17 protein-coding genes are annotated in these 23,639 nt (G+C 46.8%); 14 read left to right on the forward strand and 3 right to left on the reverse strand.

What is annotated here, in order from left to right:
• The 3 genes from VPNCDNU1_RS17975 to VPNCDNU1_RS17985 are packed head-to-tail and all read right to left on the reverse strand — an operon-like array spanning nt 1 to nt 2,840.
• Nucleotides 1-2,136, reverse strand: a complete 2,136-nt coding sequence (locus VPNCDNU1_RS17975) for a type VI secretion system Vgr family protein (RefSeq protein WP_104401601.1) — start codon at nt 2,134-2,136, stop codon at nt 1-3.
• Between the two features lie 13 nt (nt 2,137-2,149).
• Nucleotides 2,150-2,350 (reverse strand): hypothetical protein, encoded by a 201-nt coding sequence (locus tag VPNCDNU1_RS17980; RefSeq protein WP_104401602.1) that lies wholly within the window; start codon nt 2,348-2,350, stop codon nt 2,150-2,152.
• Nucleotides 2,322-2,840, reverse strand: coding sequence for an Hcp family type VI secretion system effector (locus VPNCDNU1_RS17985; RefSeq protein ID WP_104401603.1), 519 nt, complete (start codon nt 2,838-2,840; stop codon nt 2,322-2,324). The genes VPNCDNU1_RS17980 and VPNCDNU1_RS17985 overlap by 29 nt, the downstream gene beginning before the upstream one ends.
• A 1,298-nt stretch (nt 2,841-4,138) precedes the next feature.
• On the opposite strand from VPNCDNU1_RS17985, the gene tssB reads away from it, so the two are divergent.
• The 14 genes from tssB to tssM all read left to right on the forward strand — a co-directional run bounded on the left by tssB (nt 4,139) and on the right by tssM (nt 23,619).
• Nucleotides 4,139-4,660 carry a type VI secretion system contractile sheath small subunit gene (gene tssB, locus VPNCDNU1_RS17990; protein WP_101110157.1) on the forward strand — a complete coding sequence of 174 codons (522 nt, stop codon included), beginning with the start codon at nt 4,139-4,141 and terminating at the stop codon, nt 4,658-4,660.
• 35 nt (nt 4,661-4,695) lie between these two features.
• A complete protein-coding gene (gene tssC / locus VPNCDNU1_RS17995; RefSeq protein WP_101110156.1) occupies nt 4,696-6,174 on the forward strand; it encodes a type VI secretion system contractile sheath large subunit in 1,479 nt (492 codons plus the stop codon).
• Nucleotides 6,174-6,614, forward strand: a complete 441-nt coding sequence (gene tssE, locus VPNCDNU1_RS18000) for a type VI secretion system baseplate subunit TssE (protein ID WP_101110155.1) — start codon at nt 6,174-6,176, stop codon at nt 6,612-6,614. The genes tssC and tssE overlap by 1 nt, the downstream gene beginning before the upstream one ends.
• Nucleotides 6,614-8,377: a type VI secretion system baseplate subunit TssF gene (gene tssF / locus VPNCDNU1_RS18005; RefSeq protein ID WP_104401604.1), complete on the forward strand. Its 1,764-nt coding sequence runs from the start codon at nt 6,614-6,616 to the stop codon at nt 8,375-8,377. The genes tssE and tssF overlap by 1 nt, the downstream gene beginning before the upstream one ends.
• A gap of 32 nt (nt 8,378-8,409) precedes the next feature.
• Nucleotides 8,410-9,393, forward strand: a complete 984-nt coding sequence (gene tssG / locus VPNCDNU1_RS18010; RefSeq protein ID WP_167404832.1) for a type VI secretion system baseplate subunit TssG — start codon at nt 8,410-8,412, stop codon at nt 9,391-9,393.
• Nucleotides 9,394-9,464: 71 nt separating this feature from the next.
• The gene (tagH, locus tag VPNCDNU1_RS18015) at nt 9,465-11,060 is read left to right on the forward strand and encodes a type VI secretion system-associated FHA domain protein TagH (RefSeq protein WP_167404826.1); all 1,596 of its coding nucleotides are present in this window, start codon (nt 9,465-9,467) and stop codon (nt 11,058-11,060) included.
• An 11-nt stretch (nt 11,061-11,071) separates the two neighbouring features.
• On the forward strand, nt 11,072-11,533 hold the full coding sequence (gene tssJ / locus VPNCDNU1_RS18020) for a type VI secretion system lipoprotein TssJ (protein WP_370693370.1): 462 nt from the start codon (nt 11,072-11,074) through the stop codon (nt 11,531-11,533).
• 2 nt (nt 11,534-11,535) lie between these two features.
• A complete protein-coding gene (gene tssK, locus VPNCDNU1_RS18025) occupies nt 11,536-12,870 on the forward strand; it encodes a type VI secretion system baseplate subunit TssK (protein WP_101110151.1) in 1,335 nt (444 codons plus the stop codon).
• A gap of 2 nt (nt 12,871-12,872) precedes the next feature.
• Entirely contained in the window at nt 12,873-13,652 is a 780-nt protein-coding gene (gene icmH / locus VPNCDNU1_RS18030) for a type IVB secretion system protein IcmH/DotU (RefSeq protein ID WP_101110150.1), read from the forward strand.
• Nucleotides 13,653-13,747: 95 nt separating this feature from the next.
• Nucleotides 13,748-16,345 carry a type VI secretion system ATPase TssH gene (gene tssH / locus VPNCDNU1_RS18035; RefSeq protein WP_104401605.1) on the forward strand — a complete coding sequence of 866 codons (2,598 nt, stop codon included), beginning with the start codon at nt 13,748-13,750 and terminating at the stop codon, nt 16,343-16,345.
• A 1-nt stretch (nt 16,346) separates the two neighbouring features.
• Nucleotides 16,347-17,897, forward strand: a complete 1,551-nt coding sequence (locus VPNCDNU1_RS18040; RefSeq protein WP_167404828.1) for a sigma-54 interaction domain-containing protein — start codon at nt 16,347-16,349, stop codon at nt 17,895-17,897.
• Nucleotides 17,897-18,589 (forward strand): type VI secretion system-associated protein VasI, encoded by a 693-nt coding sequence (vasI, locus tag VPNCDNU1_RS18045; RefSeq protein WP_167404829.1) that lies wholly within the window; start codon nt 17,897-17,899, stop codon nt 18,587-18,589. Before VPNCDNU1_RS18040 ends, vasI begins: the two co-directional genes overlap by 1 nt.
• Nucleotides 18,583-20,058 carry a type VI secretion system protein TssA gene (gene tssA, locus VPNCDNU1_RS18050; protein WP_104401608.1) on the forward strand — a complete coding sequence of 492 codons (1,476 nt, stop codon included), beginning with the start codon at nt 18,583-18,585 and terminating at the stop codon, nt 20,056-20,058. Before vasI ends, tssA begins: the two co-directional genes overlap by 7 nt.
• A 15-nt stretch (nt 20,059-20,073) precedes the next feature.
• Entirely contained in the window at nt 20,074-23,619 is a 3,546-nt protein-coding gene (gene tssM, locus VPNCDNU1_RS18055; RefSeq protein ID WP_104401609.1) for a type VI secretion system membrane subunit TssM, read from the forward strand.
• Nucleotides 23,620-23,639 lie beyond the last annotated feature (20 nt).

A 23,639-nucleotide genomic window follows, 5' to 3' on the forward strand; every position in this document is an offset into this window, starting at 1 on the left:
TCAATTCCGACATGGACAGTTTGCTAGCGGGCATGAGCCATCAGGTTGCTTTTGGCAAATTTCGGTGATTGCCATATCCGAAGAGCTATCACTCTGGATCCTTTGCATCATTACAGGGGTCACCGGGATGGATGTTTTGACATTTGCATCTAGGCTTTGTTGAGATGCGTTGAAAGGAGAGAATTCTTGCACCTCTGGCGCAGCCAACCCTTCTAACTCCAATGGCAACTCAGCACCTTGCCCACCAAATCCACCGCCGCTACCTGCGCTGCCTCCTGAATTCAGGTTGATCTTAGAACCAACAACATGCACGCCTGCGGGGTCTACTTTTACAAAATTGCCGCCTACTTTTAGGGTGAGTTCGCTCCCGGCTTCCAACACAATTTTAACGCCGGATTTTAGGTGAATTTCAGTTGCGGCTTCACTTGCCCAATTGCTTCCTGCTTTCTGATGGATAGATCCATCGACGACCAATGATTGATCGGCAGTGACTTTAGTTCGGCTTTCCCCGTCAACGGCTAAGTGACGAGCGTTTTTGATGTGCGTAAACTGATCGTTGTCGACTGTTGCGTGCTCATCGTGTTTTATGTGGCTAAGGCTGTCGTTTTGAACTTCTCGTTCCAAATCTTTTTGGGCATGCAAGTAGACCTTTTCATTGTCGGCTTGGTCTTCAAAGCTAAGCTCGTTGAACCCTTCCCCTTGGTGTGTTTCTGTACGAATAACTGTCTTGGTTTTGTTGTCTGCCAATGTATAAGGAGGCGTATTAATAGCGTGATAGGTTCTTCCCGTTATGATCGGCTGATCAGGGTCGCCATTCAAAAAAGACACAATAACCTCGTGCCCGATTCGGGGAATTGCCATTACACCAAATTGGCTTCCTGCCCACTCTTGGGAAACTCGCACCCAACAAGAACTGTGTTCGTCGCCGTTTGAATAGCGATCCCAAGGGAAGTGCACTTTCACACGGCCGTGTTCGTCACAAAATATTTCCTCACCGTCGGGGCCAACAACCATCGCCATAGCTGGGCCATCGACTTGTGGTTTGGGTAATGGCGTCGCTCGCCATTGACGATTGGCTGGTATAACAGTGAATTGGTTGCTGTAAGTCGTTGCACCACTGCCACCTTCTTCTTCTAGCGCTTGAGGCTGAGTGCCAGAATGCGTCACCTTTACAACAATCCAAGAGCGATTGTATTTAGGGTCTAAGTGATCGGTGAGCGTAAACTTCACACCAGCATGTAAGCCCGCATGGTTACTTTTTCCTTCTGCGGTATGCGATTCGCGTCGGAGGAATTCTAGACGATATTGGCTAAAGGCTTGACCACTTTCATCATCTTTGTAGCGCGCGGGGGCATCATAATGCTCGTATCCGTCACGCTGATAACTCATGTCTTGTCCTATCTGTTCTTGTTTGAACGAATAGGTGGGCTTCTTAAAGCTGTATTCCTGAAACATGACGTTGGTGACATCTGAACGCACTCTTTCAGCGAATCCAAAAACATAAGGCGTATCAGCTTGCGCTCCAGCGATGGCGTTGTAAGTGATTGAGGCCGGTAATGCGTCGTAGGTTTGGCTATCGTCGCTGAATACAATCGTGTGTTTAGTTTTTTCGTGATTGAAGCGATACACCAAGCCTTCTTCTGCCGCGAGCCGATGCATAAAGGCTAAATCGGTTTCGCGGTATTGAACGCAAAACTCCCTTGGCTGGCAGGACCGTTTCAGGGAAAAGGCATAATCGTTGATGCCCATTTCCTGAAAAAGCACTGAGAGAATATCGGGTACAGATTGGTTTTGAAAAATGCGGCTATTTTGTCTTAAAGAAAGTCGCTCTATGGCTGGCACTAATGTGAGCGTATAAAAAGTATGTTGTCGACCTGTGTCACCTTTAAAAAAAGCACGAACAATACCGTGAACGGTTTGTGTGACTTCACCATTTTGAGTGACGATTAGGCACGCATCTTTGTCGACCACTTGATTCGGCTGAATATCCATAGAGCGGCTAGCTAACTCAATCTGGTAGCAAAAACCATGGCATTCTCCATCGTGTGATAGAGACTCCTGTCCTTGATATTCGCGAACAATCAAAGTATTTGGAGCTAAGCCTTCGACATCCAGAGAGAAGCTTAATTTGCCCATGCAGTCATTCCGTTTAGCGATCGAACTTGTTAAAAATCTGCATTAAAGATGCAGACAAATGGAAAAACGCAAAGCCACGCAATGTGACTTTGCCATCATGCGAACAACCTAATCCGTAGGGGGAGAGCACCAACAAAATGGGGAGCAAATCATTGGTGCGAATACGGTGTTGGTCGATTGCTTGATTATGCTTCGACTGGTTTACGCCAATCATCTGAACCAGATGTACCTGCGTTTACGTGGTCCCAGTTGATCTTACGGTAAGACAGAGACACCGTAACGTTCTGAGTAAAGTCAGACTTAGTTGGATCTTGGCAGTGAGGCATTTCACAGTGAATGTCTACGATTGACGCACTTTCTAATACGGTGGTAAAGAAGTTCTCTTGCTTACCTTCGATTGAAGTGCGGTACCACTTAAGTTCAACAGAGCTCATCTTCTCACCAGAAGCTAGGGCGTTATACAGTAGCGGTACTGCTTTGTTCAGCGCCACAGTGAACTGGAATGGTTTGTGAACACGTTGGCCTGATGGCTGACCAGACTGAGGATCAGTTGGAACCGTCACGTTGTGGTTAAATTCTTGAACCAGCATTTGGTCTTCATGACCTTCAACAAACGCATCACCGATTGAATCGGTAGACAGTGCGCCAGCAGTAATAAGCCCCTGTGTTTCACCTTCAATGGAGATATAACATGGAGTTGGCATATTTAATCCTCTTGTAGAGTTGAATGTTACTGGTCCAGTCGCTTCCCAACTTAAACTCAATATGTAGGTTTACGTAGGTAAGCGGCTAAATCCTTTTCATAGCAACAAATAAATAACAATAAATTATGAAGCGCTTTTTGCGCGAATTAGTGTCGATAGACAAGCAGTAATACAGCAAACAATATGCCAATTAATATTTATATTTAAAAACAGCAAGTTATGGATTTTTAGTTATTGTTCAAGCAATAGATTGCTATATTGCGGGCAATTTATTGCTTGAATAGCGGATTAATGCCTGGATCAGAGTCACATCAATATATATTTCACGGTTCTTTATCGATATTTTTGTTTTGTGATGTTGATACAATAATTAATATACCCATCAATTTCTTTGTTTGCGGGAATGTCTCATTTTTGATTTTATACGTTCCCATAAAATATAGGCTGTCTCGAATATATGAATGATGGATGAAGTGCTGATTTGTTTTGGCAAATTAATACATTTTATAGTACAAGAGAATAAGGAATATCAAATATTCCATATCAAACAAAGACAGACTGACTTGATCGTTACTTGCTGATATTAAATGAAATTTATAGCCATATATTGCATTGAAACCTAGCTGTTAGGTTTGATGATTAATGATTGTATTTTATACACTTAGGGATGGTGTTGTCTTTTAAATGAGAAATTTATCATCTTGTTTTTGTGATGACAGTAACGGTTTTACTTTATCCTGATATAGTAGGTTAAATACGTAAATTGAATGATTAAGAACAGAGAATAAAAAGTGCTAGTTGTTCTTAAAAATATAAAAAATATTCTTAAAGATGAGAATTTAATTACATTTTCACTTTGGCTAGTGGATTTCTAGACTAAAAAATTAAAAATTTATTCTATTAGGCTTTAATGGTGTATACAGATATATCGTGCATAAAATGTACGCGCTTTCTTGTACCTTTCTTATACGTCATCCTGTCGAACTTGACTCCCCTAATTAGAAGCTCACAAGCAGAATTTAATAATTTTTGCTCTGATTGTCAGAGCGAAATGGTGTTTGTTTATTGCTATTTAGCCTGATTTGGAACTGAAAGTCGTTGTTATTGGAAAGCTTCGTTATTGAAAAATTTCTTTTTGGAAGCAGTGGTGTTTCTGAAGAACAGCGGTTAATTCCAAGTCGTGAGCATAAGACTGACTATGCAAAGTTTAAGTGCACAATCAGGCTCGCTCAAATAAGCGCTTGCTCGTAATAAATTCAACATTAACAGCAGTTGGGACAGACGAAGGAGACCGTAATATGTCCAAAGAAGGCAGTGTTGCCCCGAAAGAAAGAATCAATATCAAATACATTCCTGCGACGGGCGACGCTCAGGCGGAAGTGGAATTGCCGTTGAAGACATTGGTGGTTGGAGACTTTAAAGGACACGGTGAAGAAACCCCTTTAGAGGAACGCAAACCCGTCAGCATCGACAAAAACAACTTCGAATCCGTCATGAAGGAAAGCAAGTTAACGCTTTCTACCTCGGTTTCAAGCAAGTTAGTGGATGAGGACGACGCTGATTTGCCAGTCGAATTGTCATTTGAGTCTCTTGCAGACTTCTCACCAGACTCCATCGTTAAGCAAGTTCCTGAACTAAACAAACTGATCGAATTGCGTGAAGCACTGCTGGCTCTTAAAGGTCCGCTAGGTAATGTGCCTGCATTCCGTTCTCGTTTACAAGAGCTGCTTGCTTCTGATGATTCACGAGAGAAGCTGTTGGCGGAACTCGATCTTGTGGCAACTGATGAGAAAGAAACGTCTGATCAGGGAAATGAATAACCAGCGTGAAAAACAGGAACGAAAGGATAATTCCGATGACAACAAATGAAGTCGCTGTAGAAAGAACGATTGAGCAGCAGCAAGGCAATTTACTTGACGAAATCATGGCGCAAACGCGCATCGCACCGAATGAAGAAGCATACGATATTGCTAAAAAAGGTGTGGCGGCGTTTATCGAGAACCTCGTTGGTTCCAACCGCACAGAAGAACCAGTAAACAAAGCGCTGGTTGATCAAATGTTGGTTGAACTCGATAAAAAAATAGGCGCTCAAGTTGATGAAATTCTTCATGATGACGGTTTCCAAAACCTAGAATCATCATGGCGTGGTCTGAAGTTAATGGTAGACCGCACCGATTTTAATGAAAACAACAAAATCGACTTATTGCACGTTACGAAAGCAGAGCTGTTGGACGATTTTGAATTCGCACCAGAAACGACGCAATCAGGCTTGTACAAGCACGTTTACTCTTCTGGTTATGGTCAGTTCGGTGGTGAGCCAACAGGTGTCATCATTGGTAACTATTCCTTCACACCATCAACACCAGACATGAAGTTACTTCAATACATGGGCTCGTTGGGTGCGATGGCTCACGCACCGTTCATTTCAAGTGTGGGTCCTGAGTTCTTCGGCATCGACTCGTTTGAAGAGCTGCCTAACCTGAAAGATCTTAAGTCTACCTTCGAAGGCCCTAAGTACACCAAATGGCGTTCTTTGCGTGAATCGGAAGATGCGCGTTACCTAGGTTTGACTGCACCGCGTTTCCTTCTTCGTGTCCCTTACGATCCAACGGAAAACCCGGTTAAGTCCTTCTCTTACGAAGAAAATGTGAGCAACTCACATGAAAGCTACCTATGGGGTAACACAGCGTTTGCTTTTGCTACTCGTCTAACCGACAGCTTTGCGAAATACCGCTGGTGTCCGAACATCATTGGTCCACAAAGTGGTGGTGCTGTTGAAGACTTGCCAGTTCACGTTTACGAGTCAATGGGTGCACTGCAATCTAAAATCCCAACCGAAGTTCTGGTCACAGACCGTAAAGAATTCGAATTGGCTGAAGAAGGCTTTATCGCGCTAACCATGCGTAAAGGTAGCGATAATGCAGCATTCTTCTCTGCAAACTCTATCCAAAAACCAAAGATCTTCCCGAACACCAAAGAAGGCAAAGAAGCGGAAACCAACTACAAGTTGGGTACTCAGCTGCCTTATATGATGATCATCAACCGCCTTGCGCACTACATTAAAGTGCTTCAGCGCGAGCAAATTGGTGCTTGGAAAGAGCGTCAAGATCTTGAGCGTGAACTCAATGGTTGGATCAAGCAATACGTTGCCGACCAAGAGAACCCGCCAGCAGACGTGCGCAGCCGTCGTCCACTTCGTGCAGCCGCTATCGAAGTGCATGACGTTGAAGGCGAGCCAGGCTGGTACCAGGTATCGCTGTCGGTTCGTCCTCACTTCAAGTACATGGGTGCGAACTTTGAGTTGTCTCTAGTAGGACGCTTGGATCAAGCCTAATGGGATACATCGCCCCAGAAGAAAGTGTTTATGGTGTCAGCCTCTTTGAGCGTTTAGAGGCTGACGCTAAACCCATGTCACTTTCGAAAGGACCCGATTCCGCTGAGGTGCTTCGTTCCATTAAACGGAATGTGTCTAACATTCTGAATACCAGAATCGGAGAGTCATTGAGCTCTCCGAATCTGGGCTTAGTGGATTTTAACGATGCCACCATGGCGATGCTGGACCTTTCCATTCGAGTGAAGCTGTCTATTAAGCGATGCTTAGAGGAATTTGAGCCAAGGTTGAAAGAAGTCGACGTTCTTGTGATTCAAGACGAAGCGGAACCGCTTAATTTGCGATTTAGCGTGGCAGCAACCATAGACACCTCCGCCGTTCATGAAAGAGTAAAAATTAATTTACTCCTTGATAATAATAGAAAATACCGAGTAGTAACCTAGTGGCACAAGACAAATATTTCAGAGATGAGCTGGCGTTTTTAAAAGACCAAGGGAAACAATTTACCGAGATTCATCCTCAACTTTCTCGCTTTTTGAATGGTCGGAACACCGATCCAGATGTCGAGCGCTTACTCGAAGGCTTCGCGTTTCTAACCGGTAAGCTGAGAGAGAAAGTCGAAGATGAATTTCCAGAGTTAACTCACTCCATCATCAACATGCTTTGGCCGAACTACCTTCGCCCAATTCCCAGCATGAGCATCCTAAAGTTCAGCCCTAAAGGTAACTTCAGCACACGCCAGATAATCAAGAAATCCACAACAGTGGATTCTATTCCCGTGTTAGATACAGCGTGCCAGTTTCGCACATGTCGAGATGTCGAGATTTACCCGTTAGTGTGCGATCGCGTCTCTGCTGTGCACACTAAAGACGCCAGTAAAGTCTCGCTTGAGATGTCGATGATCAATAAGGACGATTCGGTTAAGTCGATCGAGCTGGATTCGCTGCGTTTCTATTTGGGTGGCGACACCTACAGTGCGCAGAATCTGTATCTGTGGCTTGGGCATTATATCGATTCCATTGAAGTCGAATATGAAGGTGGCAGCGTTAAGGTGCCAACCGATGTATTTGATGTCGTCGGGTTTGATAACGACGGCTTACTGCCATACCCAAAAAATGTTTATCAGGGTTATCGCATATTTCAAGAATACTTGGCGTTTCCAGAGTCCTTTCATTTCTTCGAACTTAAGCATATCGGGCGTTACATTCCGGATCATGTAGCAGGCAAATTTACGATTCGCTTTAACTTCACCCAAACCTTGCCTGGCAGCACGCAAGTGACCAGTGAAAGCTTTACGTTGTACGCCACACCTATTGTGAACTTGTTTAAACACGATGCCGATCCGATTGATTTAACGGGCAAGCGCCCTGAATACCGTTTGTCGCCATCCAGCCGTTACCCAAGGCACTATGAAATTTTCAGTGTTGATCATGTCGAAGGTTGGCAAGAAACCTCCGACGGTCGAATCCGTGGTCAGCGCCGAGTTTACACCCCGTTTGAAAGCTTTCAGCATGAAATTGAATTGGCACGTAAGCGTCTCGCTCTTTACTACCGTGTTCGAGTAAAAGACAGCATTCGCAAGGATGGATTCGATCATTTTATCTCGTTCGTAAGGGGCGATGAAACCACAGGTTACTTGCAGGATGAAGCGGTTACGTTAGAGCTCACGTGCACCAATCGCCAGTTACCGGCGGAGTTGGGCGTAGGGGATATATGCGTAAGCACCGACACCTCTCCTCCGTTTGCCGATTTCGAAAATATTACGATCCCCACGCAAACTTTACGCCCGGTATTGGACGGCAGTTTGCTGTGGACATTGATCTCAAATCTATCTCTCAACTACTTGTCGCTTCTTGATAAGAAAGCGCTGTGCTCGGTACTTCGTGCCTACGATTTTCGCTCTTTAGTGGATCAACAAGCCGCGCGCATTTCTCGCCAACGCATGGAAGGCATTGTCTCTATCGAATCCGAGCCGCTTGACAAGCTCATTAAAGGCATGCCTGTTCGAGGTTTACTCTCAAAAATCACCATGGACCCAAACGCATTCGGATCCGAAGGGGATTTGTATTTGTTTGGCACAGTTTTGAGTCAGTTTTTCGCTTTGTACGCCAGCATCAACTCATTCCATGAATTAGTGGTGGTGAATGCAGAAAGTCGTGAAGAGTACAGCTGGGGTAATCAGCATGGAATGCAGCCACTGATATGAGATCGACAATGGTTGAGTCAATTCGGGATGAAATGACAGACATAAACGAAGTAACAGACATCGATCTAACCGACATTGATGTAAAAAGTTTCAACTTCTACCAATTGGTGGAATTGCTGCTGCAACTGAGTGAGCACGATCCAGAAGATGAAGACTGGGAAAGGCAATGTCAGTTCGTGTTTAAGTCGAATCCGAGCTTAGGTTTTTCTACGTCAGATGTGTCTGGCTTGGACCAAAAACACGACGACCGATTGGAGTTGGAAACCACCTTTTTAGGGTTAACCGGTTCGCAATCTCCTTTGCCTGGGTACTTGCTGGAGCAAGTGTTAACGGAGGGCGAGTTTGGGTTAAGAGGGCCGTTTCTCGACTTCTTTAATAACCGAATGATCACGCTGGTGTACCGCATTTGGCGGAAATATCGCTACTACATTCGATTTCAAGAAGGCGCGAGCGACGACTTTTCAGCTCAGTTATTTGCCTTGGTCGGGTTGGCGGATCCGGACATGCGCGGCGAAACGCCGATCAACTGGTGCAAGATGCTCTCTTACGCCGGAATGCTGGCTGGGCGCAGCCGTTCACCGCAAGTGGTGTCGGGGATCATTGCGCATTGTTTCGATATTGAAGACGTGGACATTCGCCAGTGGGTACAAAGGAAAGTGGACATTCGCTTGAACCAACAAATGCAGTTGGGCATGGCAAACATGAATTTGGGCGACAACACCGTTATCGGTGAACGAGTGACAGAGTGTAACGGCAAATTCACCTTGGTATTAAAAGGGCTGAGCCAAGAAAGGTTCAGAGATTTTCTGCCAACAGGCAAAGAGTATCAGCCACTTTGCAAAGTCGTGGAATTCGTACTGCGAGAGCAAATGGCGTACGACTTGGAACTGCAGCTCGAAGAAGGAGCGGTGTCTGCCATGGTATTGGACAGCAAGGTCGACATGCCTTTGGGGTGGTCGACGTTCTTGGGTGAAGGTGACACCAAACAGAGTGTCACGATTCAAGTCCGACAGTAGAAAGTTGGTCTAGGTAATAGAAAGTCAGATTAGGCAGCAGAAAGCTCAGGTTAGTTAATAGAGGCATGGAAGTGGAACAGAATAAACGTCTTAATTTGATGGTATCAAACACCAAAGAATTGGAACCAGGGCTCACCCCTTCCTGTGAATTTACGGAAGAGGGCGGGGTGATTGGTTCAAGCCCGAGTGCGTTTTGGGTTTTGCAAGACCAAAGTCGAGAAGTGCAAGGCAGCCATTGCGAAATCTTGGTGTACGACAGCCATTTTTGTGTCAAAGACCTCAGTGGCAAAACCTACGTTAACGGCGCAACTATGCCGATTGGCGTGGGGAAAATGGCGCAAATCACCACCAAAGACTCCCTTAAAATTGGCGTCTATGAGTTGATGGTGGTCAGTGGAGTGGGTCGTTCTAGCATGTCGTCTCACAACCAGTCCCTTGAGCAGCTGTTTATAGAAGATGCCGCCCTAGTGAAAGGCGATCCTGACTCGGAAGAAAGCCTATCCGTACCTGAAGAAATTACGTACATCGACCCGCTCGATGTATTAGACGGTGGAGACACTGCCGCAAAAAGCGAAAGGCTATACGCCGAAGAAGAAGAAAAACTGTCAGAAGACCAAATTGAAGCGAATAGGCTGCTGGCGGATGAAGAGCCGGAAAGCCGTGAAAAACCGACCCTGCAAGCCGACAGTGAATATGAAATTTCTTCTGCAATAAAGCTGAAAAAGCGCAGTCGATTTAACCCATTTTCGTTTTTTTCCAAATCAGATCCTGCGGAATCAGAGCAAGAGTCTACGTACTCAAAGCCAGATGCAGAAAAGTTAGAACCAAACATTTCAAACTCCTCACCCGTAACGGGAGCGGAGTCAGCAGCAGTGTCTGCCAAATCGAATCCGGTTGAGACATCTCAGCCTTCAACTCACACCTATGATCAGCTCTTGGCAGAAGAGACTGGTGCACAAAACGCGTTCAGAACAGAGGGCTACAAGATGGACGATAAAACCCTAGATTTATTAGAAGAAGAAATCGCCCAAAATGAACAATTCAAGGCGGATATGCCGCTTGGCGATGAAAACAACCACCTATTGTCTGGCCCGTTATTTCGTGGGTTAGGCGTGTCGGTGACCCCTTCGCACCACTCTGGTGATGTGCAAATGACATCTGAAGAAATGGGGGCAGCACTGCAAGCCGCAGTGAAAGGTTTACTGGATTTGCACCAACACGTGGATAACAGCCGCTATGGGGTGATCAACAAGAACCTGCAACCGATAGAAGATAACCCGCTTCGTTTAGGTATGTCTTATGAAGACACGGTGAAAACCTTATTCAATACCAATCCTGGTGCGGTTCACCTATCAGCGCCTTCTGCGATATCTGAAAGTTTGAAAAACCAGAAAGATCACAACGATGTCGTGCAAATGGCTACAACGTTAGCGCTCGGGCAAATCGTACGCGCGTTTTCACCAGAAGTGTTGATGAAGCGATTTGAAAATTACCGCCGTTCCTACCAAACCCCAGAACAGAACACCGATGCGTGGGCGTGGGAAATGTACCAAAGCTACTACAAAGAACTGACTTCCGATCGTCAGCAAGGCTTTGAGAAGTTGTTCTGGGAAGTGTTCGATCAAGCGTATGACCGCTTACTTCGTGAGAAACAGATGGAGTCGTGATCGTGAGACAAATGCTGTCCATATTTTTGGGCGTTTTGCTGCTAGTAGGGTGTAGCTCTAGTGAAGATGTTAGAGAGCTACCATCTGTCGTGTCGTTCAGCATGGTGGCAGATGAAGGGGTGAACCCCAATGTGTTTGGCGAATCCTCCCCCGTTGAAGTTCAGGTCTTTGAGCTGGTGGATGACTCCATGTTCATGTCTGCGGATTTTGATCAGATCAATGAAGATCACAAAAAGGTACTAAAAAGCAACTACATACAGGTTTATGACTACGTATTGACACCAGGTCAATTCAAATACGTCGACGACGTAGTGGTGGATGAAGACACCCGTTACATCGGCGTGTTAGCGAAGTTTGCTGAGCCAGAACTGAGCGAATGGAAAAAAGCAGTGAAGATCATCAATTTAGGTCGGAAGTACCACTTGCTGATGCTGTTTAAAGATTACGACATTAAGTTAGATAAGGTTGAGTGAGTATGTATTCACGGAATAGAGTCGTTTGGAGCGAAGGATTATTCATTAAGCCACAGCATTTCCAGCAACAACAACGTTACATGGAATACGCGTTAGATGAGCGAGTGTCATCTGCCAGCCAATACCTATTTGGGGTGTCAGAGCTGTCGCTGAATCCGGAATACCTAAGCTTTGGTCGAATTGCTATAGAGCGAGCGGTTGGCGTGATGCCCGATGGCACCGTTTTCCGAATTCCTCAAGAAGATCTCATGCCCGAAGCGCTGGAAATCACCGACGATTCTCTCGCTAACCAGATTGTGTATCTCGCGTTACCACTTCGCAGTGATTCATTAGCTGAAATCAGCTTCCCAGATTCTCAAGGAACCGGACGATACACTGCTCGTAAGCAAGAAGTACGCGATGTACATACGCCTCAAGGGGACAGCACCGTCTTGGATGTGTCACCTGTACAGCCGCGCTTAATGTTAGAAAAACAAGATCGAAGCGCATTTGCTTCCGTTGCTATTGCCAGGATTCTAGAAAAAAGACCCGATGGCAGTGTCATGCTGGATCCGGACTTTGTGCCTTGTCATTTCAATGTTGTCGGTGTTCCGCATTTGCACCGATTCATCAGCGAAATGTCGGGATTAATGCGCGAACGTGCAAAAAATATCGCCCAGCGAATTGGTTCGCCAAGTCAAGGTGGTGTTGCCGATGTCTCCGATTTTATGTTGCTGCAATCACTTAACCGTTTGCAACCGCAACTTCAGCATTTGTCATCGTTAAGAAGCTTACACCCAGAGCGTTTATATGAATCGCTCAGTGCTATCTGTGGTGAGCTGGCCACGTTCACAGACGAAAGCCGTATGCCTCCTCAATTTACGGTATACCAGCATGAAATGCCGACCGAATCATTTCAGTCTTTGATGCTCAAATTGCGCCAGTCTCTCAGCATTGTGCTGGAACCAAGAGCGGTGTCGATTCAGCTACAAAAACGCCGTTACGGGCTTATGGTTGCGCCTATCCAAGATCAAAGCTTGCTGGAATCTGCCGATTTCATTTTGGCCGTTCGCGCGCGCATGCCTTTGGAAGATTTGCGACGCCTGTTTGTGCAGCAAACCAAAGTCGCTTCGGTCGAAAAAATTCGCGAGCTTATCTCATTGCAACTTCCAGGCGTTCCCGTCAACCCATTACCCGTTGCACCAAGGCAATTGCCATACCACGCAGGTTACACCTACTACCAATTGGACAAAACCAGCGAAGCGTGGCGCATGCTGCAAAACGCCAGTGGGTTTGCTTTCCATGTTGCTGGTGAGTTTGACGAGTTGGACCTGCAGTTCTGGGCCATTAGGAGTTAATCATGATCGTCACTGAAGAATTCAACAAAGACCGTTACGACGAACTTCTGTTTGATGAAGTAAAGAGCATCGATGCGGATCAGGATTACTGGTTCAAGCTGCGTGGTGACAACCAAAACAAAATGGTCGATGCGGCAACCCCTTTGCTGGGTTTGTCGCTTCGTATTCGCTCTTTGGCGCAATGTGAAAACATTGAAACCATCTATAAACAGGCACAAGAAGAAATCAAAGCCATCGAGATGGAGTTGGTTCAAGCCGATATCGAACACGCCATGATCATGGCCTATCGCTATGTGCTTTGCGCCGTGTTGGATGAAGCGGTCATGAGCACGCCATGGGGCGCCGACAGCTCGTGGGCGGAGCATTCGCTGTTAACTCGTTTTCACAACGAAACATGGGGTGGGGAAAAGGTCTTCACCATTCTGAATCGCTTATTGAGCGATCCACCAAGATATCGCGATTTGCTGGAGTTTATTTACCTCTGCCTGATGCTCGGGTTTGAAGGCAAATACAAAGTGGTGGAAGGCGGGAAAGAAGAACGCGAACGCGTCGCCATCAAGCTTTATGAAACGCTTTCAAGGCTGGATGACAAAGAGCCAGAAGAGCTAACCAGCGCGACAGATCACGTGGTAGCTACCAAATACCGACTAAGCCGCCAAATGCCGATATGGCTGATTTTCGCAGGTTTTGCCGGGCTTTGGGCTGTGGTGTTTTTTGTTTATCGCTATCTGCTGCACAGCAAGTCACTCGACGTACTGAGCCAGCTAAACCAAATTTTATAAAACAAATGCTATAGCTCATGCGTTACAGAGCAAACGTTATAGCCCAAAAAGACCAATAGATTTTATTTTTAATTTTCAATGTCAAAGGTTGCGCCGTGATTCGAATCGAACTCCCAACATTAATCAGTAAACTGAACGAACAGAGCAAATTAGCCCTCGAACAAGCGGCGTCACTGTGTTTGGAACACGAACACTCAGAAGTGACGTTTGAGCACTATCTGCATGTGTTGCTGGATAACCCACTGAGCGACGTACGTGAAATTCTGCGCAGCAGCGATACCGATCATCATGAAATTCAAGACATGGTGCAAGGTGCATTCCCACGTGAAACGGGTCACGACACGTACCCTGTTTTTTCGCCGCTCCTGATTGAGTTGTTGCAAGATGCGTGGTTGTTGGCGTCGACAGAAATGAACCTTGATCACCTTCGTTCTGGCGTTATCTTTTTAACCGCTATTATGCGCCCTGATCGCTACTTACCTGTCACCTTATCTAAGCGATTTGATCGTTTAAACCGTGAAACCATTCGTCGCGAATTCTTCACCATTCTTAAAGATTCTTCCGAGACGCCTGTTGAGGCTTCTGGGAAAAAAGGCAAAGCCCCTGTATCGAATGATGGAAACCGCGCACTAGACAAATACTGCGCCAACGTCACGGCACAAGCGCGAAACCAAGAACTGGATCCGGTGTTATGCCGCGATGAAGAAATCAATCTGATGATCGACATTCTTTGTCGTCGCCGAAAAAATAACCCGATTGTGGTGGGCGACGCAGGTGTTGGTAAAAGTGCTGTGGTTGAGGGTTTGGCGCTGCGTATTATTGATGGAAAAGTGCCGGATAAGCTGAAAAACATCGAACTGATGAGCTTAGATCTTGGCCTACTTCAAGCAGGCGCAGCCGTGAAAGGCGAATTTGAAAAACGCCTTAAATCCATCATTGATGAAGTGAAATCTTCACCTACACCCATCATTTTGTTCATCGACGAAGCGCACACCCTCATCGGTGCGGGCAATCAGGAAGGAGGCGGCGACGCTGCTAACCTGTTGAAACCTGCGCTGGCAAGGGGCGAATTGTGCGCCGTAGCCGCCACAACGTGGAAAGAATACAAAAAATACTTCGAGAAAGATCCAGCGCTTAGCCGCCGTTTCCAATTGGTGAAGCTAGACGAACCTTCGGCAGATCAAACCGTCGATATCCTTCGGGGATTGTGCGAAGTGTATGAGAAAAATCATCAGGTACTCATTTCAGACAGCGCGTTGAAAGCGGCTTCTCATTTGTCGGCAAGGTATGTGTCTGGCCGTCAACTACCGGATAAAGCGATTGATGTTTTAGACACCGCCTGTGCACGTATTTCCATTAACCTCAGCACGCCACCCGCCAGAATGTCTGAACTGGAAACACTTCAACATCAATACGAGTTGGAGCGTAAAATGCTGGAACGCCAACTTCAGATCGGGCAATCGATTGATGAAGAGCGCCTTGCCACGCTTATTGCTAAAGACGAAGAATGCCAAGCCGAATTCCACGAAACCGAGCGTGCGTGGGTAAAACAGCGCGATTTGATCAATCACATGATCGAACTTCGTACCAAGCTGCTTTCTGATGAATTAGCACCAGAAGAGCTTGAGGAAACGAAGCAAACACTTGAAGTCATGTACGAAGAACTCGAGCAGACACCGTTTAATGATCGCCTTATTCACCCAGAAGTCGATGAGCAGCAAGTCGCCGAAGTGATTGCCGACTGGACAGGCGTGCCGATCGACCAAATGAACACCGATGAGCTGACGAAGCTGACTCATTTGCCCGACATTCTTGAAAAAGCCATTAAAGGGCAGGATGTGGCGATTCAGCGAATTCACAAACACCTACTAACGGCTCGTGCCGACTTAAGAAGACCCGGCAGACCGAAAGGCGCATTCCTACTTGTAGGGCCAAGTGGTGTTGGTAAAACTGAAACCGTGGTGCAACTTGCAGAAGAGTTATACGGCGGCAAGCGATTCCTTACCACAATTAACATGTCCGAGTATCAAGAGAAACACACGGTATCGCGTTTGATTGGTTCTCCTCCGGGCTATGTAGGCTTTGGTGAAGGCGGCGTGTTAACGGAATCCATTCGTAAAATGCCGTACTCCGTTGTATTGCTTGATGAAGTCGAAAAGGCACACCCAGAAGTGCTTAACTTGTTCTATCAAGCGTTCGACAAAGGCGAGTTAGCGGATGGAGAAGGGCGTCTGATTGACTGCCAAAACATCGTGTTCTTCTTAACATCTAACCTTGGTTTCCAAACCATTGTCGATTACGCCGACCGCACCGATGAGATGGACGATGCGTTATACCCAGAACTTGCCGCGTTCTTTAAGCCCGCTCTACTAGCGCGTATGGAAGTGGTGCCTTACCTACCATTAGGCGAAGAGGTGATGGAGAAAATCGTGCGCGGCAAATTGGCTCGCCTCGAATCTGTGCTTACCGAGCGTTACAAGGCAACAGTGGATATTGCCTCTAGCGTTATCGACGAAATCTTGTCTCGTACCACTCGCTCCGAAAATGGTGCGCGGATGCTAGAAGCCATTATTGAGGGGCAAATGTTGCCACCGATTTCATTGGCATTGCTGGAAAAATTAGCCAATCAAGAACCCGTATCGCACATCAGCATTTGTGCTCAAGATGGCGAATTCATCGGTAAGGTGGAATAGCATGACGGATTGGCTTAACGTTTCCGACAAACTGGTCAATGCAAGAGAAGCCTCCGGTCTGGTGCAGGTTTTGCTCGACACGTTAGAGCAAGACTTGCAGGTCGATAAAAGCTTTTTTATTGCTGTGACACCGGACGGTCGCCAGTTGGTGACGCTAAACCGCGTGCCGGATCTTTGTTGGAATGTCACCGATTTTGAATGCCCATTTGCGCATGTGTTGCAAAATGGCGGGCAAAAAATCATTAATCACGAGCACCTGGTGTATTGGCAGGGTGACAGCAACTTCACCTCACTGATCGAAGGCTGCCGATCGGATCAAAAAATTGTCGTGACTCCATTGCCTAGTCGCAATGGCGTAGTAGTGGCCTTGTCGGTGAACTTGGTTCACGTCGATAGTTGGAAAAACGCTCTTGGACAATCTCACTACGACCGCTTTTTGGCGTTGTTTACTCGTCATTGGGAAAGGTTAAGTGAATTGAACGAAGCTTCTGTCTCGAAGAGTAATCTTAAAGAGTCATTGTCCTACGTTGAAAAAACGCAAACCATTTTAAAGCAGTCGGATGCGATTAAGCACAAGCTTGTCGGTGACAGCACGGCAATGAAAAAGCTGCGCGAACAAATCGCCACAGCCTCTCAATCCGATATGACGGTATTGATTCAAGGTGAAACGGGGGCAGGTAAAGAAGTCGTAGCGTCGGCTATTCATGACCTTTCTTCTCGTCGTGATAAATCGCTGGTGGCAATTAACTGTGCAGCCATCCCTGAAAACTTGTTAGAAAGCGAGCTATTTGGTTACACCAAAGGGGCGTTTTCCGGTGCAACCACCAACAAACCGGGCTTGATTGCACAAGCCGATGGCGGAACGCTGTTTCTGGATGAGATCGGTGACATGCCCCCCATTCTTCAAGCGAAGTTACTGCGGGTGCTAGAAACCCGAACTTACCGCCCTTTAGGTGCTGAAAAAGAGCAGAGCTCCGATTTTCGCTTGGTGGCGGCCACGCACGTCGAGCTGCGCCAGAAAATTGAAGAAAAAAGCTTCAGACAAGACTTGTACTACCGCTTGTACCAATTCCCTTTATATGTCCCTAGCCTCAAAGAGCGCATGGGCGATGTTGAGATTCTGGCGAAACATTTTATCGACCAATTCAACCAAACCCACGGTACTCGTGTTCGCGGTATTCATTTCAAAGCGCTGGATATGCTTATGCAATACCCGTTTCCAGGGAATGTGCGAGAGCTTCGGCATTTGATCGAATTTGGCTGCGCACACCTTCACAACGGTCATGAACTCATGGCAGATGAATTGGGTCGCTACATTCAAGATTCACCCGGAATAGCAGCCAATGAAGACAATGTTCATGAAGTGCCAGATGAAGAACAAACACTGCTTTCCATCTCGGATTTACGCTCCGCTGTAAAAAGTTACGAATCCAAAATCATTGCACTGCGTTTACGTCAGTACAAAGGAGACCGGTCTCGTGCGGCGGAGAGTTTAGGCATACCCAAGCGAACATTGGCCGACAAATGTTCCAAACTGGAGATCAATATCTGATGGTTAAACGCACACTCACGATCACCAGTCTTTTGCTTAACTGTCTAGGGAGCCTAGCGTTTTCAGGTTACGTATTAGCGCAAGAAGTGACAGAAACGTCGCTGTTGGAGCGAGCGCAAACTTGCCGTGCCATTTCAGCCAAGGTTGATCGCTTGGCGTGTTTTGATGGGTTGTTCGGTACGCCAATTACCCAAGCAACCACCACAAAGGCATTGGTGCGCCCAGAACCTTGGCAGCGAGCAGTGAAAAGTGAAGCGCGCCGATCAGATATTCAAAACGGCGACGAACCTAATGGCTGGATTCGTAACGAAACCACTGACGGTAATGGTGATAAAGCATTGTGGTTTACGTTGAACTCCATGCCTCGAGTCGACAGTGAACAAGCACCTGTGATTCTCATGGCGAGCTGCATTAAGAAAATCTCTCGGTTAGAGATCATTTTTCCAGATCAGCAAGAAGGGGCTCGCGCCGATGTTTCACTAGGGTCGGAGCGTCAACGCTGGACGTTCGATGAACAAGGCATGGTGCTTCGTTCGGGGCGCGGATTGGCGGCGATCAGCATTTTGAAACCTCTGGCTCGCCAAAAACAAATCCACATCCGTTCGAATTCAAAACGCATTGATGGCTCAGTGTTTGAAACGCCGAATTCAAAAGAAACCCTTTCGGAGTTAAGGGAGCTTTGCCGATGGTAGCCATGGACGATCAACACACGAACATCATGGATGATAACTTGGCGCATGATAAGGCGATCCGAGCCAAGCTGAGTGCCCCAATTTCTGAAGAAAGCGCAGTCGGGGAAAGAGTCTTAGACGATCCGGTTTTCGATTTTGTTGAAAGCCAAATGATGAAAGTCGGGTCTTTGTCGCACGCTGACGTTCGATGGGAAGAAGTGGAGACAGGCATTCTTTCCTTGATGGAAAATAAGACCAAGGATCTCAAGTTACTGGCGCATTTGCTCCAATGTTTTCATCACAGTAATTCTGTTTCCCGATTTAACCTCTCCATTCAAGTGACAGCAGACTTTATGGCGGCTTATTGGGAAACCTGTTTCCCAGCCCCCGGTGCACGTGGATTGTTGCCAAGAAGAAAGTTCTTTAGCCAGATTTTGCAGCGATTTGATGCGGCACTAGACAAGCTGGTGAAAGGGACGATTCCTGTTTCAGAGGTGCAAAACGAATCCATCGCGAAAGCAAAAATTGCTTGGAGTGATACCGCAAAATCTCTGTCACTCGATGATGAGAATTTTATTGCGTTCATTCGCAAGTTAGAACGTTGGCTGGAATCCAATAAGCTGCAAGATCTGCCGTCGTCTCCGAATCAGCCCGTGACGCAAGATACGTCTTCCGCTTCGCCTTCCTCTGCTAGCTCGTCGACATCGCCTCGCGCTGTTTCTATTGATACGGGGAATGACAAAGCAACGAAAGCATCGCTGCAAAAAGTGGCGGATTTTCTCACCGAGTTTGAATACGGTCATGCACTGAGTATCCGTGTGCGTCGCTTTGCGGTTTGGTCGACCATTAGTACACCACCGGATGCCAATCATAAAGGTGAAACTCAACTTCGACCTATGGTTGGCGAGCGCGTGAGTGATTACCTCGAACAACTGCAACGTAACCCAGACTTGGCGTTATGGCGCAAAGTAGAACAAAGCCTCACCATCGCGCCTTATTGGTTCGATGGTCAGCACTTGAGTGCGCAAATTGCTTCAAAGCTAGGGCAACCGACTTGGGCTGCTGCCATTTTGGAAGAATCGCAACACTTTCTCGAACGTATCCCAGAACTCGCCACCATGAGTTTTAAAGGAGGCGTCCCGTTCATTAATGAAGAGACAAAAAACTGGCTGCGTTCTAACGAGCGCGTTCAATCGGCTTCGTCTGTTAACAGTTGGGATGATAAACGTGAAGAAGCGTTTGTGATGGCAAAAGAAGCGGGGCTTTCCGTTGCTATGGCAATGCTTAATGAAGGGCTGGCGTCAGCAAAAGAACCAAGAGACATATTTTACTGGCGGCTGCTAACCGCCGATTTATTAGCAAACAACGGGCTAGAAGCGATGGCGCATCAGCACTATCAATCCCTTTACCAAACGGTCATCAAATCCAAAGTGGAAGACTGGGAACCATCGCTCATCAATCAATTACAACAATTCGTCGTAACGGAATAACACAAGGTAAGAAACATGGGGAAGTTTATCAGCGGCTTGCTTAAAAAAATGGGTCAGAGCTTCAAGTCGGCCATACCGATTTTAATGGTCGCATTGTGTGTGTTGATCATCGTTGCTATTTGGTGGGCGGGTCCTATGTTGGAGTATCAGGAAACCAAACCGCTCTCGACCATTATGTCGCGCGTGATCGCCAGTGTGATCTTCTCGCTGATCTGTGTGGCGTTTTGGGGAATGTACCAATGGAAAGCACTCAATCGTTTTAAAGCGGGTATTAAACGCGACGAACAGTTGAAAGCCGATCCGATTCTTCAATACGAAGAAAGGCAAGAGGTTGAGTTAAACCAAATCATGGTCAACATGAAGGAGAACCTCAACAAGCGCAACCATTTGTATGCACTGCCTTGGTATTTGGTTATTGGATTGGAAAACGCCGGTAAAACCAGTTTGATTAACCGCTCTGGCCAGAATTTTGTGTTCTCTACAGTGATGCGCGCGTCAGGTAAGAAGACGGAAAACCCATACAGCTTTGACTGGTGGATCGGTGAAGAGTCCGTATTGATAGACCCTGATGGTGAGCTGTTAACTCAGGGGTACAACAATGAAGATAACGACGGTCAAATGGAACGTCGCTTATGGATGCACTTCATCGAATGGTTGGAGCGAACGCGTAGCCGCCGCCCACTGAACGGTGTGGTGATCGCCATTGATGTTGCTCAGTTAGCATCGGGCACAACATCGAGCCGTAAAGCCTATGCAAGTTTGCTGCGCACACGCCTTAGAGAGTTGATGGAAACCCTATCGACCCGTATGCCTGTGTACGTCACGCTAACCAAAATGGACTTGCTGCACGGCTTCGAACCTTTCTTCCGTCATTACCCGAAAAGTAAGCGCGACGAAGTGATGGGCTTTACCTTTTCGTTGGATTCCGTCGACAACCTTGATAAATGGCTGCACGAATTTGACGAAGATTACAGCCGCTTTATTGAGCGTATAAAAGAGTCGTTGCCTTTGTCGCTACTTGAAACAATGGACAACGCAGAGCGTCGCAGTATTTATGGCTTTACCCGTCAGATTTCGGGTTTGAAAGAAGTACTTCACGAATTCTTGCAAGACGCGTTAGGGAGCGATCAATTTTCAACCTCGGCATTGGTTCGGGGTGTCTACTTTACCTCTGTTTTCCAGCAAGGGGTGCCTTCGAATGCGTTCGACGATGCTGCGTCACGTCGCTACGGCTTAACTCATGCGATAAATCGTGCGCAAGATGCCAAAAATTCCACCGTTTACTTTACGCAAAAGCTGTTTAACCGAATTGTGTATCCCGAGGCTGGCTTGGCATCGGATAACTTCCGAGTCGCGAAGCAAAAACGCAGAATTGTGCTGCTTTCGTGCGTGGTGTGTTTGATTGCCACCTTTATGCTGTTTGGTAGTTGGCATGGGTACTACATCAAAAACGTCAATCAAGCCGATGCCGTATTGGCCAAGGTGAACGAGTTCAGAAATAAGTACCCAGAAGACCTTTCACAGCTGAATCAGAAAGAGATCTTGGAGCCGTTGGATACCATTCGTGAAGCGACGCTGGAATTTGGGTTCTTCCGTGAAAAACCTGAATACATTTCTGATATGGGTTTGTACCAAGGGCACATGATTGGTCCTAAGGTGGAACAAACGTATTTGGCGTTGTTGGAAAGCCGTTACCTGCCGTCATTGATGAAAGATATTGCTTTAGAGCTTTCGAATGCGGAAAACGAAGAGCATCAACTGGAAGTGCTTCGTGTATTCCGAATGATGATCGACAAAAGCGGTCGTTATAAAGAATTCGTGATGGATTACTTTTCTAAGAACTGGCAAAAGCAGTTTGTGGGTAATCGTGTCACGCAAGAACGTTTGCTGGAGCACTTAGACTACGCCATGAACCACACCGATTTGGCGACTCAGTATAAGGAAGGCAATCAAGCAGCGATTGCCTCGGTTCGCCCTTATGAAGGGATGATCGCGAAGGCGCAGCGTGATTTGAGCGCGATGTCGATTGAACAGCGCGTTTACCGTAACTTGAAGTCCAATTCATCGACGTACCTTGGCGCGCCTATTAATCTGCGTAACCAAGTAGGTCCGGTGTTTGATGTGGTGTTTGAGGAGCGTGTTATCGACAGCGATAACTTAATGATCCCACGTATGCTGTCTAAACAAGGTTTCGATAGTTACTTCATCGAGCAATCGGATTCGGTGTCGGAACTCGCTTTAATTGACAGTTGGGTACTTGGGCAAACACAAGTGGCGGAATTCAGCGCGGCAGACAAGATCGCCCTGAAAAATAAGATCCGCTCTCAGTATGTGGTCGATTATACCAACACGTGGCGTAACGCGTTGAATGAAGTGGATGTGAAATACTTTGTTGATATCAATAACGCCGTGTTGGTGCTGGATAACTTAACGGGCAGTACTCAACCTTTCACGCGCCTACTTCAAGCACTGGAAGACAATACGCGCTTGTTCAGTGAATTGCCGGAAAATGAAGAAGCCAAAGAAGAGTTGCTGAAGTCGCCAAAATACAAAGTGGCGTCCATGATCCACGCGCCGTTTTCTGAGCTGAACTCCATGCTGCATGCACAAGGTGCGCAACCGGCGTATTTCGACGAAGTGCAAACCGCCGTTGTGCAACTGCTGAATTACTTAAAAGCCATTCAAGATGCACCAGATGTTGGCCGCGCAGCATTAGATGCCACCAAAGCGCGTATTAGCCTGAGTAATGCAGACCCAATCTATACCCTAAAACGTATCGCGTCGGGCTTGCCGAGCCCTCTCGACAATATGGTGACGAAAATCGCCGATGAAAGTTGGTATGTGGTGAAACAAGAGGCCATCAAGCACCTCGAGATTCGCTGGCAGCGTGACGTGTATTCGGTATTCCAAGAGAAATTTGCGGCTCGCTATCCGTTCGATCAAGGTTCGCGCAAAGATGTGGCGTTAGAAGACTTCGAAGAGTTTTTCTCGCCTAGCGGCACGTTGGATAGCTTCTACAACGAACAGCTGAAAATGTTCATTGAAGAAGGCATTTCGATATCGGAAGACTCGGCGCAGCAATCACTGATTCGCCCAGAAGTACTGGCACAACTAAAACAAGCGAAAAAAATCCAGCGTGCGTTCTTTAACCGCAAAGGCATCTTGGATGTCGCGTTCTCGTTGGAGCCTGTGCGCTTAACGTCGAACAAGCGCCGCGCGGTTATCAATATCGATGGTCAGTACGTGGAATACAGCCACGGACCTCGACAAACCGTGGAATTGATTTGGCCTAACACGCTACGCGGAAGCTCGGTATCGAAAGTGACCTTAGTGCCGACTAAGCGTAATTTGTCGCCGAGAAGTTTGGAACGAAAAGGACCATGGGCATTGTTCCGCTTGTTAGACAAAAGTGAAGTGGTTGGGGGGAGCTTAACCAGCGTGGATTACAAGTTCGCGATTGATCGCGGAGATGTGTCTTATCGCTTGTATTCAGAGGCCTCGGTTAACCCGTTCAAAGAACGGTTGTTTGATTCGTTCCGATTGTCTGGAACCTTGTATTAGGCCAACAGGCCCTAGGGCTA

Origin of the sequence: Vibrio penaeicida (assembly GCF_002933855.1) — a bacterium.
GTDB lineage: Bacteria > Pseudomonadota > Gammaproteobacteria > Enterobacterales > Vibrionaceae > Vibrio > Vibrio penaeicida_A.

Bases quoted from the DNA above. Each gene is read 5' to 3' on its own strand.
- tssA (WP_104401608.1), top strand. From the start codon at position 18,583: ATGGTAGCCATGGACGATCAACACACGAACATCATGGATGATAACTTG.
- VPNCDNU1_RS18040 (WP_167404828.1), top strand. From the start codon at position 16,347: ATGACGGATTGGCTTAACGTTTCCGACAAACTGGTCAATGCAAGAGAA.
- tssE (WP_101110155.1), top strand. From the start codon at position 6,174: ATGGGATACATCGCCCCAGAAGAAAGTGTTTATGGTGTCAGCCTCTTT.
- tssJ (WP_370693370.1), top strand. From the start codon at position 11,072: ATGCTGTCCATATTTTTGGGCGTTTTGCTGCTAGTAGGGTGTAGCTCT.
- tssB (WP_101110157.1), top strand. From the start codon at position 4,139: ATGTCCAAAGAAGGCAGTGTTGCCCCGAAAGAAAGAATCAATATCAAA.
- tssM (WP_104401609.1), top strand. From the start codon at position 20,074: ATGGGGAAGTTTATCAGCGGCTTGCTTAAAAAAATGGGTCAGAGCTTC.
- icmH (WP_101110150.1), top strand. From the start codon at position 12,873: ATGATCGTCACTGAAGAATTCAACAAAGACCGTTACGACGAACTTCTG.
- vasI (WP_167404829.1), top strand. From the start codon at position 17,897: ATGGTTAAACGCACACTCACGATCACCAGTCTTTTGCTTAACTGTCTA.
- tssC (WP_101110156.1), top strand. From the start codon at position 4,696: ATGACAACAAATGAAGTCGCTGTAGAAAGAACGATTGAGCAGCAGCAA.
- VPNCDNU1_RS17975 (WP_104401601.1), bottom strand. From the start codon at position 2,136: ATGGGCAAATTAAGCTTCTCTCTGGATGTCGAAGGCTTAGCTCCAAAT.
- tssK (WP_101110151.1), top strand. From the start codon at position 11,536: ATGTATTCACGGAATAGAGTCGTTTGGAGCGAAGGATTATTCATTAAG.
- VPNCDNU1_RS17980 (WP_104401602.1), bottom strand. From the start codon at position 2,350: ATGATTGGCGTAAACCAGTCGAAGCATAATCAAGCAATCGACCAACAC.
- VPNCDNU1_RS17985 (WP_104401603.1), bottom strand. From the start codon at position 2,840: ATGCCAACTCCATGTTATATCTCCATTGAAGGTGAAACACAGGGGCTT.
- tssG (WP_167404832.1), top strand. From the start codon at position 8,410: ATGACAGACATAAACGAAGTAACAGACATCGATCTAACCGACATTGAT.